This is a genomic window from Roseateles noduli, assembly GCF_050626985.1.
GTDB classification, from domain to species: Bacteria; Pseudomonadota; Gammaproteobacteria; order Burkholderiales; family Burkholderiaceae_C; genus Roseateles; species Roseateles noduli_A.
The window spans coordinates 1,774,366-1,786,091 of record NZ_CP192463.1; the positions used below are offsets into that span (position 1 = coordinate 1,774,366).

The following is an 11,726-nucleotide window of genomic DNA, read 5'->3' on the forward strand; positions in this document are numbered from 1 at the left end:
GGGGCGGGACTGTGGGAAGAGCGGGTTCATCGGATCGGACGGAGCTCGCCGTCGAGGCGGCGGGTGTCTCCGGGCTTGAGCACGACCGTCGCGCGTCGGTCTCCGATGCGCACGACGACGCGGCGCGTGGCCGCGAAGCCGTCGCGAGCGGCGCGCAGCGTCACCGCCGTCACGCGGCCGGCGGACCACGCGAGATCCACCTCGACGCCGCCGCGGGCGCGCAGTCCGGTTGCGCGGCCGTCGGGCCAGGCCGAGGGCAGGGCGGGCAGCAGCTGGAGCTCGCCGTCCTGCGACTGCAGCAGCATCTCGAGCACCGCGGCCGTGTAGCCGAAGTTGCCGTCGATCTGGAACGGCGGATGCGCGTCGAGCAGATTGGGATAGGTGCCGCCGGCGTTGTTGGATTCGGTGCCGGGACCGGCCTGCAGCGCGGCGCGGGCGCCGGGTGTCGCGAGCAGGCCGCGCAGCATGCGGTAGGCCTGATCGCCGTCGCCGAGCCGTGCCCGGAACGCCATCTTCCAGGCCATCGACCAGCCGGTCCCCGCGTCGCCGCGGGCCTCCAGCGTGCGGCGCGCGGCCGCCGCCCAGGCCGGCGTGCGCGCGGGCGAGATCTGCCGGCCCGGGAAGAGCGCGAACAGGTGCGACACGTGGCGGTGCGTGTCGCCCGGCGTGTCGAGCACCGGATCGCGCTTCTCGTCCAGCCATTCGAGCAACTGGCCCCAACTGCCCACCCGCGGACCCGCGAGCCGGTCCCGCAGCGCGGCCACGTGCCCGCGCCAGGCACGCTCATCGCCGAGCGCGTCGGCCGCGGCGACGGCGTTGTTGAACAGGTCCCACAGGATCTGCTGGTCGTAGCTGACGCCGTCCTCGACCGGACCGTGCTCCGGCGACCAGCCCATCGGCGCGACGAGCCGGCCGTCGGGCAGCGCCACGAGCTGGTCTTCCCAGAACGCGACGACCTCCTTCATCAGCGGCAGCGTGACCTCGCGCAGGAAGCGCGGGTCGCCGCCGAAGGCGTAGTGCTCCCAGAAGTGCTGCAGGTACCAGGCGTTGCCGGTCTTGTTCCAGAGATAGCCCATGCCGCCGAACGGATTCGATTCCGTGCGCACGGTCCAGCCGCGGACCGGTCGGCCCTGCGCGGTCAGGAAGCGCTCTTCGGGCGGGCGGACGTCACCGGCATGCGCGTCGATGGGAATCGGCTCGCGGGAGACGGCGGCGACGGCCGCGGTCGTGCCGCCCGAAGCCGAAGCCGAAGCCGAAGCCGAAGCTGATGCTGATGCCGAAGCTGATGCCCGCGCCGCGACCTCGGCGACCGCTTGGCGGTACATCGGGATCTGGCTTCGCACGAAGTCGAGGAAGGGGCGCGCCATCTCCGCCAGGTTGGCCGTCTCCGCCGGCCAGTAGTTCATCTGGACGTTGATGTTGGTGTGGTAGTCCGAATTCCAGGGCGGCGTGAGGCTGTCGTTCCACAGGCCCTGCAGATTGGCGGGCAGCGAGTCGCGCGAGCTGGCGATCAGCAGGTAGCGGCCGTACTGCGCGTGCAGCGCCTCGAGCTCCGGATCGCGGCCCTCGGCGGTGTAGCGGCGCAGGCGCTCGCCGGTCGGCAGCGCGCGGCGCTCGTCGTCGCTGCGGCCGAGGTTCAGCGCCAGCCGGGCGAAGAAGCGGCGATGGTCCGCGATGTGCCGCTCCAGCAGCGTGGCCCACGGCTGCGCGGCGGCCGCATCGAGCTGCGCGACGACGCGCGGCAGCGGATCGATGCCGCTGTCGAAGTCCTTCGAGGCGTCGGGCAGGTAGCTGGTGCCGGCGGCCAGCACGATCGTCAGCGCGTCGCAGTCGTTGAAGACGAGCCGATCGCCCTCGACACGCACCGTGCCGCCTTCCGCGGTGAGGCGCACCTGCGCGGCGTAGCGCATGCGGTTGGCGGTGGGTGCTTGGTCGCCGGGCTGGCCATCGGGACCGGGCGGCGCATATCCGGCGAGCGAGCCCGTCGTCGTCAGCCGCGTGCCGTGGGCGCCGTCCACGATCAGGCGCGCGCCGTGGCGGTCGGTGAGCGCGAGGCTGCCGCTGTACTGGCCGCCGCGATCGGCGCTCAGGCGCAGGACGATCACCTGCGCGGGATGGCTCGCGATCGTCTCGCGGGTGAAGCGCACGCCGCCCCGCGTGTAGCTGACGCGATGGACGGCGTTGCCGATGTCGAGTTCGCGTCGATAGTCCTGGACGCCGCTGTCGTGCCCGGGCAGCGACAGGATCAGGTCGCCGAAGGGCTGATAGGCGCCCATCGATCGGCGGTCACCGGTCCACAGCGTGTTCTCGTTGAACTGGATCCGGTCGCGCGCGAGGCCGCCGAAGAGCATCGCGCCGAGTCGCCCATTGCCGATGGGCAAGGCCTGGCGCTCCCAGCCGTCCGGCGTGTCGGACGCGGGCGAACGTTCGAACAGACGCAGGTCTGCCGCCGCCGCTGCTGTCCCGGCCGCAGCCGCCGACATAGCCGCGGTCCTGATCGCCGCAGTCGCCGCAGTCGCCGCAGTCGCCGCAGTCGCCGCAGTCGATGCCGATGCCGATGCCGATGCGGTCCTGGTCGCTGTCGCCGCCGTCGATGCCGACGCCGACGCCGACGCCATCGGTGCGATGACGGCACCGATCGCGGTCGCGGTCACGACCGCGATCAGCAGCCGCGCGGAGACGCGGCCTGCGAAGGAGGCGGCGCGCCGCTCGCTCACGTCGTGGTCCTCGGCTTGCCGACGACCACGCCGCGTCCATGGGGCGCCAGGAACACGGTGCCATGCTCCAGCGGATCGGCGGCCATCGAGAGCAGCCGTCCGTAGCGGTGCAGGTCATCGCCGATGCGGACAAAGCGCCGGCCCTCGTCGTCGCTGCGGAACAGGCCCTCGACCGGCGCGGCGCCGCCCACCGACACCCGTCCCCAGACGTAGATCGCGTGGTACGCGGCGCCCGCCGCGGCCTTGCCCAGCGCCATCATCCAGGCCTCGGCGACCGGCTTGATCGTCTGCATCGGCTGATCGGCGGCGGGCAGATGGAACAGGCCGTTGGGCAGCGCGAACCACAGGTCGCGGCCGCGTCCCGGCGCGCACACCAGCTGCGCGTCCTGCCAGTCGCCGACCTGCGGCAGCCCGTCGACCGCGGGCTGGAAGCGCTGGCCGCCGTCGGTGCTCATCAGCACGCGGCCCTGCGCGCGGTCGAGCACGTAGAACACGCCTTCGACCGCGCGGTCCGCGATCGGTGCGAGCAGCGGGCTGCGATCGTCGGGCCATCCCTCGCTGCGCGACCAGCTGCGTCCCTTGTCCCTGGACCACATCGCCGGCTGCCGTTCCGGCACCCACACGAGGAAGCCGCCCTTGGCGCTGACGGCCACCAGGCCCGTCGGCGCGCGATGGCCCCGCGCGTCCGCCGCCTGCCTCGGCGACGGCCCGAACGGGCGCCAGTTCAGGCCGCCGTCGACGGACACGTAGCCGCCGGTCGGCGCGTGGTCCGAGGTGCGTGCCAGCACGCGCGGCTCCAGCGCCGCGGCGTCGATCGAGCGGTTGGTCTCGTTGCTCGGCGAGAACAGCCCCGCGGACGGGTGCTTCGCCAGGTCGTCCCAGGCCGCGCCGGACACGTCGCCCATCGCGGCGAGCAGCGTCGCGCCGCCGGACGGGCTCTTGATCTCGAGCGTCGCGGTTTCCTCGATGTTCTCGACCTCGAAGCGCCACTCGACCCGGCCGGCCGGCGTGCGCGTGGCCGCGGCCAGGGTGTCGGTCATCCACACGCCGTAGCCGGTGCCGTAGATCGCGCGGCTGCCGTCGTGGGGATCGAGCTTCACGTCGGCGATCCAGTGGCCCATCGGATCCGGCCGTCGCGTCGCGCGCTTGTAGTCGGCGAGCCAGGGGCGCGACGCCACGTCGTGCGTCGAGCGCGCGCCGATCGCGGTCCAGCTCGCGCCGCCGTCCTCGCTGAGGAAGAGATCGTCGCCGTCGACCCAGCGCTCGATCGTCGAGACGATCAGGCGGCCCGGCCGCGCGCGGTCGACATCGAGACCGGAGTAGCCGAAGCCCTGCAGGCCCTGGCCGGGCTTGACCGGCGTGATCTCGGTCCAGACGGCGCGACCGCCGCGCGATTCGCGCTTCCAGACGCCGCCACGCGACGCGTAGCCAGGGTTGACCGCCTGTCCCGCATCGCCGCCCGCGAAGCTCACGTAGAGCACGCCGTCGGGTCCCATCGCCGCGTGCTGCGGCGCCATCGACGGTGTGCCGGGTTCTCGGGCGAAGCTGCGTCCGCCATCGTCCGAGACGTAGAGCCCCGGCTGGTCGTGGCTGCCCGCGTAGATCCGCGACGCCGCCCTGCCGGCCGCGCCGCTGGCCGCGTCGATCAGCACCAGCGACACATGCCGCGCCGGGAATGCCAGCGGCTGGAAGCTGCGGCCGCGGTCCGTGCTCTTGAGCAGGCCGTCCTGCGAGCTGCCGAGGTAGAGCACCTCGCCGACCCAGGGATCCACCTGCAGGCGTTCGCCGCTGCCGCGGCTCGGCGAATTGCCGCCGATCTTGAGGCCGGGCCCGAGCGGGTGCGTCGTCCAGGTGCGGCCCCGGTCGCTGGAGGCGAGCAGCGCGCCGTCGCGCGCCTCCTTCGACAGGTAGAGACCGCAGGCCAGGTAGACGCGGTCCGGATCGTTCGGGTCGACGGCGACGCTCAGCACGCCCATCAGGTCGGCGTCGGACTTGTCGAGGTGGTCCAGCAGCGGCCACCAGCGCCGCGCCTTCGGATCGAACCGGTAGGCGCCGCCGATGTCGGTGCGGCAGTAGAGCAGTCCGGCCTCGCGCGGGTGGAAGACGAAGCCGTCGACGAAGCCGCCACCGCCGAAGGGCACGCTGCGCCAGTCGTAGGGCACGACGGACGGCACGGCGGAAGCGCCGGTGGACGTGCCGGTGGACGTGCCGGTGGACGTGCCGGTGGACGTGCCGGTGGACGTGCCGGTGGACGTGCCGGTGGACGTGCCGGTGGACGTGCCGGTGGACGTGCCGGTGGACGTGCCGGTGGACGTGCCGGTGGACGTGCCGGTGGACGGGCCGGTGGACGGGCCGGTGGACGTGCCGGTGGACGGGCCGGCGGACGGGCCGGCGGACGTGGGGGTGGCGGCGAGCGCCCCGGAGATCGCGCCGGAAAGGGCGGTGGGAAATGGCCCCGCGATGGCGCCGCCGAGCGCGGCGAGACCGGCGGTGCGGGAGATGAAGCGACGGCGTTGCATGCGCGATGTCTCGGGGTTGTGTGTCCGGTCAGCGGCCGATCGATGGCGACCGATCAATAGCGGCCGAGCTTGACGCGCAGCACCGTCGGCGTCGCGGTCAGGTTGAGGCCCCAGTCGACCTGGTCGCCGTTCCAGTTGCGCGTGGTGATCCAGCGGCCGTCCGGGCCGAAGCGGCCCTCTTGCGCGTGGACCAGCATCGTGCCCAGGCCCTTGAAGGCGGCGTCGGGCTCGAAACGCAGCCGCGCGCGCTGGCCGGTGACGATGAACTCGTCGTCGCCGATCTGCGCGATGGCGACGCCGCCGCCGGGCCTGGCCGCCGAGGGCGGTGCATCGTCCTTGAGCTGCGGCCAGCTGCGTTCGCCGAACTGCCATTCGCCGAAGCTGATCCGGGCCGTCCAGCCCTTCAGCGCGAGGGTCTGGGGCTGGCGGTCGTCGCCTTCGGCCACGCCGTGCGTGCGGCCCTCCAGCGCCCATTGCGCCCACTGCGAGGCCATCGGCGCGAAGCTGCCGTAGATCGCGGCGATCGGTGCCGTCATGCGCGCGTCGGTGTACGGCGACCCCAGCGGGTAGTTGCTGTAGTCCGCGTAGTCGACGCCGAAGGGCGCGATCCCGATCGCGCCGCGGCCCAGGATCGCGTAGTGGTAGCGGGCGTAGGTCTCTGCATTGCCGATCTCCGGCACCCACAGCGCGTTGTCGCGTCGCTGGAACTGCGTGAGGACCGCCTCGACCTTGGCCGACTCCGGCATGTAGATGTCGGGGCCGACGATGTCGATCTTCGGCGCGGCCGCCTTGTAGAGGCCGAGCACGTCGTAGGTCGGCCCGCCGCTGGCGAAGTCCGACTTCCACGGCGCCATCGGCGTCAGCGGGTCGCGCAAGGCGTTGTTGACATACATCGGCAGGTCGTAGGCCCGGCGGCCGGCCTCGGCGATCTCGCCGATGTAGCGCGCGATCGCCCAGCTGTGGAAGTACTGCTCGGCGTAGTCGCCGTAGACCTCCTTCCAGGAGCCCCGGGGCTGTCGACCCGCGCCGGCCACCGGCTTCTGCAGCCGCAGCACGTCCGCCGGCACATCGGCGGCGAAGGCCCGGTTGGCCGCCGCGCCGTGGTCGCGCACCAGGCCGTAGGTGCCGACCTCGTTCTGCACCTGGACCAGGATCACGGTGCGCGTCGCCTCGTCCACCTGCTTGAGGTGGGTCATCAGCGCGACGAAGGCGCGCTTGTCCGCGGCCAGGGTGTCCGCGCCGAGGGGCGACAGGCAGTAGCTCGGCTTCCCCTGCGCATCGAGCATGCGAGGGAAGCGCGCATTGTTCAGCTTCACCCAGGCCGGCGCGTATTGCGGGCTGGTGTTCTTCCAGCTGGCGAACCACAGCAGCACCACGCGCAGCTGACGCTCGCGGGCCTGCGCCAGCAGCGTGTCGACGAAGGAGAAGTCGAAGCGGCCCTCGGTCGGCTCCACCTGTTCCCAGGCCACCGGCACGACGACGGTGTTGGCCTTGGCGTCGGCGACCGCGGGCCACACGCGCTCGAGCGCCGGCGCCGAGTTGCTGGAGTTGTGCACCTGCGCGCCGAGGATCAGGAACGGCTTGCCGTCCACGAGCAGCGCATGGCGGCCGTCGCGCTCGACCAGGCGCGGCAGCTCGGCCGCCAGCGCGGCGCCGCCGCAGACGGCCGCGAGGGCGCCGATCACGGCGGCGACCACGGCCAGCGCCAGCCTGGAGGAAGGCGCCGGCGCGGCGGTCGGGCGAAGGCGTGCGGTCATCGGAGACATTCCTTTCCTGCAAGGGCCCGTCCGGACGCGGGGGCGCCGCGGACGGGCGGGGAACAAGGGACCAAGGACGGGGTCGGGTCTTGCGGCGCCCGGCCTCAGAAGCTCATCCGCGCCGTCACCGTGTAGCGGCGGCCGGTGTCGAACCAGGCGCGGCCCACGGTGCCGATCTGCTGCTGCATCAGCTGCTTGTAGGTCGCGTTGGTCAGGTTCTGCGCCTCGACGCCGAAGGTCAGGTGCTCGCTGAACTTGTAGTACACGCCGGCATCGAGCTGCCCGTACGAACCGGCCCACACCGGCAGCCCCCAGGCCACGTTGGTCTGGCCCTGGGTCGGGCTGGCCGGGTTCGTGTCCAGCCCGTCGCCGCCCTGCGTGCCGTTGACGTTGACCGCCTGCAGGTACTTCGAGCGCCAGCTGTAGGCCAGCCGCGCCGAGATGTCGCCGCGGTCGTACAGCAGGGCCAGGTTGTAGGCGTTCTTCGACAGGTTCTGCAGCGGCAGGTTGCCGAAGGTGCGGCCGTCCGTGTCGCAGCCGTTCAGGTTGAGGTTCAGGTTGCCCGCGGAGTTGCCGCCCGAGCAGTAGGCCTGCGACACCGGGTCGTAGAGCTTGGTCTTGCTGTCGACGAAGGTGTAGTTGGCCTGGATGCCGAAGCCCGCCAGCCAGCCGGGCAGCTTGTCGAAATAGGTCTGGAACGCGACCTCGAAACCGGTGGCGCGGCCCTTGGCGCCGTTGATCGGGCCGGTGGTGATGAAGTTCTGCAGCTGGCCCGAGGCGTCGGGGATCTGCCTGACGAAGGTCTGGTTGAGGATGATGTCGCGCAGCTGCTTGTGGAAGGCGCCGAAGGTCAGCGAGCCGGTGCGGTCGAAGTACCACTCGGCCGTGAGGTCGCCCTGCGTCGACTTGATCGGCTTGAGCATCGGGTTGCCCGAGGCGGTGCCGGTCTGCGTCACGTTGCTCACGACGGTCTGGCCGTTCACCGTCGTCGAGGTGAAGTCCTGCGACAGCGTCGTGTAGGCCTGCAGCTGGCTGAAGTCCGGCCGCGAGATGCCCTTGCCCAGCGCGAAGCGGAACTGCAGCTTCTCGCTGGCCTTCAGGCGCAGGTTCAGGCTGGGCAGCGCATCGGTGTAGTTGTTCTGGAAGTTGCCGGCCTCCGAGAAGTTCGGGATCACCGGCACCGGCACGCCGGTGGCGCCCGCCGGCACCTGCTTGCCGGAGAAGACGGTGTAGCCGCTGGCGCGCGACTCGGTGCGCACCACCCGCAGGCCGACGTTGCCGTCGACCGGGTACTTCCAGTCGTCCATGGCGAAGCGCAGTTGCGCGAACGCGGCCTGCGTGCGTTCGCGCTGGTCGTTGGTGCCCGCCGGATCGGTGCCGAAGGAGGCCGGGGTCCACGGCGCGCAGGCCGAGGTGTCGCCGCCGTGCTGCTCGGCGCACAGGATGTCGTGGTACTTGTGCAGCGCGGCGTAGCTGTCCGGGTAGCCGGACGTGGTGTTGACCGTCGGGAAGATCAGCGACGGCACCGAGGCCTTGCCGCTGAAGAAGTTGTTGAAGTTGTGGACGTAGGTGTTCTGGCTGAAGCGCGGATCGTTGAGGAAGGCCAGGTGGTTGATGTCCCAGCCGATCTGCCACGGCTGCGTGATCGGCGACCAGTTGTAGCCCGGCACCGTGTTGGTGGTGGTGGCGTCGCGCTCGGTGAAGCGCACGCCGAAGCGCAGGTCCTGCAGGAAGCCGTCCTCGAACTTGTAGCGCGCATCGCCCTTCCACGCCTTCTCGGTGGCCTTGGACTTGTCCTTGTGCTCCATCGTGAAGGCCCAGTAGTACTGGGACGGATCGGCCAGCGCGGCCCGTTGCGCGTCGCTGAAGATCAGCTGGGGCCGGCCGCTGCGCAGGTCGACCGTCTCTTCGGGCAACTGAACGCCGGTGGCCACCGTGGAGTCGAAGCTGTCGGTGGTGGCGCGGATGTATTGCAGGTCCGACGAGAAGGACCAGCGCTCGTTGGCGCGCCAGTTCAGCTTCCAGGCCAGGTCCTGCGTTTCGGAATTGCGGTTGGCGCTGCGCGTGTCGGCGCCGAAGTTGATGCCCGAGCCGTCGCTGTTGCGCAGCGTGCCGTACAGGAACTGGCCGTTGTCGCCGAACTCGCCGTTGCTGACCTTCAGCTTGTACGGGTCGGATTGGGCGAACAGGGCGCGCTCGTCCCATTGCATGCGGTACTTGCTGCGGAAGTAGGTGAGGTTGGTGTCCACGTCGTCCTTCTTCCACTGCAGCGCGCCGTACAGACCGTCGCGCTTGCGGTCGAACTCCAGCGTGCGCCACTGCGATCCCTTGGGCACCCACAGCGTGGTGCCGGCGGGCTGGCCGTCGACGGCGTCCGAGCGCGGGTAGTAGGGCTCGACCTGGAAGGCGTCGGTGCGCGTGCCGCTGCGCGAGCTGGCGATGTTGATCAGCGCCCCGAACTCGCCCAGGTCCGTCTTCCAGCGGTTGCTGACCATGCCCGACAGGCTGGGCGAGGACTTCTCCTTCAGGTCCGAATACGTCGTCTGGACCGACAACGCTGTCTTGAGGCCGGAGAAATCGAAGGGCAGGGCCGTGCGCAGGTTCACGAGACCCCCGATGGCGCCTTCGATCTGCTCGGCGGAGGGGTTCTTGTAGACGTCGACCGCGGCCATCAGCTCGGGCGGCACGTCCTCGAAATTGAGCGAGCGTCCGCCGTTGGCGGAGAAGGAATCGCGGCCGTTCATCTCGGAGCGGACGTAGGTCAGTCCGCGGATCGAGATGCCCGAGCCCTCGACCGAGAAGTGCTCCGGGTCGTTCTTGGCCATGGTGCGATCCATGGTGACGCCGACGATGCGCTGCAGCACCTCGGTGACCGAGCGGTCGGGCAGCTTGCCGATGTCGTCGGCGACGATGGAGTCGACGATCTCGTCCGAGTTCTGCTTGATCTTCTGCGCCGAACTCAGCGCGGCGCGCTTGCCGGTGACGACGACGGTCTCGATCTGGCGGGCGGATTCCGGTTTCGCGTCGGAGGCCGCGGAGGCGGCAGGGGCGGGCGCCGTCGGCGCGGTCTGCGCGAAAGCCATGCCGGCGGCCAGGCCGCCGAGGAGGACGGCCGCCTGCGCGGCGGCGAGGGACACGGGTGTCCGCTGGCAAGTGCTCATGATGTTGTCTCCAATGTTCTGGGTGGGTCCGCTCTGTCGGCGTGACCTCATGCGGGAGGGCGTACTGCTCGGGATCGGGGAGGGAAATCGGGAACGGGCCGCCTGCCCGGTCAACATCGCGGCCGGGAGGGGATCGGGGAGAAGGGCGTGGGCATCGCGACCTCTGGGGAACAGCAGGCCGACGTCAGCCGATGAAGCGGTTGACGAGGTTTTCGAGGAACTCCTGCCGCCCGGAACGCGGCGCGACATCGGTGTTGCGGGTCAGCACGCGATCGGCCAACTGATCCAGGGGGATGCGGCCGTCGAGGATCGCGCGCGCTTCGGGCGCCTCCCAGCCAGCGTAGCGCTGGGCGAGGTGGCGCGCCAGACCGCCGTCGAGGATCATCTGCTCGGCCACCAGCAGCGCGCGGGCGCAGGCGTCCATGCCGCCGATGTGGCCGTGGAAGAGGTCCTCGGCGTCGATCGACTGGCGGCGCACCTTGGCGTCGAAGTTGAAGCCGCCGGCGCCCAGGCCGCCGGCCTGCAGGATGTGATAGATCGCCAGCGCCAGCTCGGGCACGTTGTTCGGGAACTGGTCGGTGTCCCAGCCCAGTTGCGGGTCGCCGCGGTTCATGTCGATGCTGCCGAGGATGCCCAGCGCCGCGGCGGTGGCGATCTCGTGCTCGAAGCTGTGGCCCGACAGCGTGGCGTGATTGGCCTCGATGTTGACCTTGACCTCCTTCTCCAGACCGTAGCGGGTCAGGAAGCCGTAGACGGTGGCGGTGTCGAAGTCGTACTGGTGCTTGGCCGGTTCGCGCGGCTTGGGTTCGAGCAGGATCGTGCCCTGGAAGCCCTTGCGGTGCTTGTACTCGACGACCATGGACAGGAAGCGGCCCATCTGGTCGAACTCGCGGCCCATGTCGGTGTTGAGCAGGGTCTCGTAGCCTTCGCGGCCGCCCCACAGCACGTAGTTCTCACCGCCCAGGCGCATGGTGGCGTCCATGGCGTCGCGCACCTGCAGCGCGGCCAGGCCGAAGATCTCCGGATCCGGATTGGTCGCCGCGCCGGCCATGAAGCGGCGATGGCTGAACAGGTTGGCGGTGCCCCACAACAGCTTCATGCCGGTGCGCTGCTGGTGCTCGCCGAGCACGTCGACCAGGCGCAGCAGGTTGTCGTGGCTTTCCTTGGGCGTGGCGCCTTCGGGCGCGACGTCGCGGTCGTGGAAGCAGTAGTACGGCGCGCCGAGCTTGTGGAAGAACTCGAAGGCGGCATCGGCCTTCTGGCGCGCGAGCTCCATCGGCGAGCCGCCCTGGAACCAGGGGCGTTCGAAGGTGCCGCCGCCGAACGGATCCAGGCCGGTCCAGCAGAAGCTGTGCCAGTAGCAGGCGGCGAAACGCAGATGCTCCGCCATGGTCTTGCCCAGGACGACGCGGTCCTTGTCGTAGTGCCGGAAGGCGAGCGCCTGATCGGTGTCGGGGCCTTGGTAGCGGATCGGGTCGATGTGCGAGAAGTAGCTGGTCATGGAGCACCTGCGGGTCGATGTGGCAAGGGCCGGCGCCAGGCCGTCGGGGCCGGGCGCGGGGCGGAATCGGT

5 protein-coding genes are annotated in these 11,726 nt (G+C 70.8%); all 5 read right to left on the bottom strand.

What is annotated here, in order from left to right:
* Positions 1 to 26: 26 nt before the first annotated feature.
* Positions 27 to 2,717 (bottom strand): glycoside hydrolase family 95 protein, encoded by a 2,691-nt coding sequence (locus ACQ4L4_RS07740; protein ID WP_431103665.1) that lies wholly within the window; start codon positions 2,715 to 2,717, stop codon positions 27 to 29.
* A complete protein-coding gene (locus ACQ4L4_RS07745; protein ID WP_431103667.1) occupies positions 2,714 to 5,236 on the bottom strand; it encodes a hypothetical protein in 2,523 nt (840 codons plus the stop codon). Before ACQ4L4_RS07745 ends, ACQ4L4_RS07740 begins: the two co-directional genes overlap by 4 nt.
* 53 nt (positions 5,237 to 5,289) lie before the next feature.
* On the bottom strand, positions 5,290 to 6,993 hold the full coding sequence (locus ACQ4L4_RS07750; protein WP_431103668.1) for a DUF5597 domain-containing protein: 1,704 nt from the start codon (positions 6,991 to 6,993) through the stop codon (positions 5,290 to 5,292).
* A 104-nt stretch (positions 6,994 to 7,097) separates the two neighbouring features.
* Positions 7,098 to 10,154 (bottom strand): TonB-dependent receptor, encoded by a 3,057-nt coding sequence (locus ACQ4L4_RS07755; protein WP_431103669.1) that lies wholly within the window; start codon positions 10,152 to 10,154, stop codon positions 7,098 to 7,100.
* Positions 10,155 to 10,338: 184 nt separating this feature from the next.
* The gene (gene xylA, locus ACQ4L4_RS07760; protein ID WP_431103670.1) at positions 10,339 to 11,655 is read right to left on the bottom strand and encodes a xylose isomerase; all 1,317 of its coding nucleotides are present in this window, start codon (positions 11,653 to 11,655) and stop codon (positions 10,339 to 10,341) included.
* Positions 11,656 to 11,726: the final 71 nt, after the last annotated feature.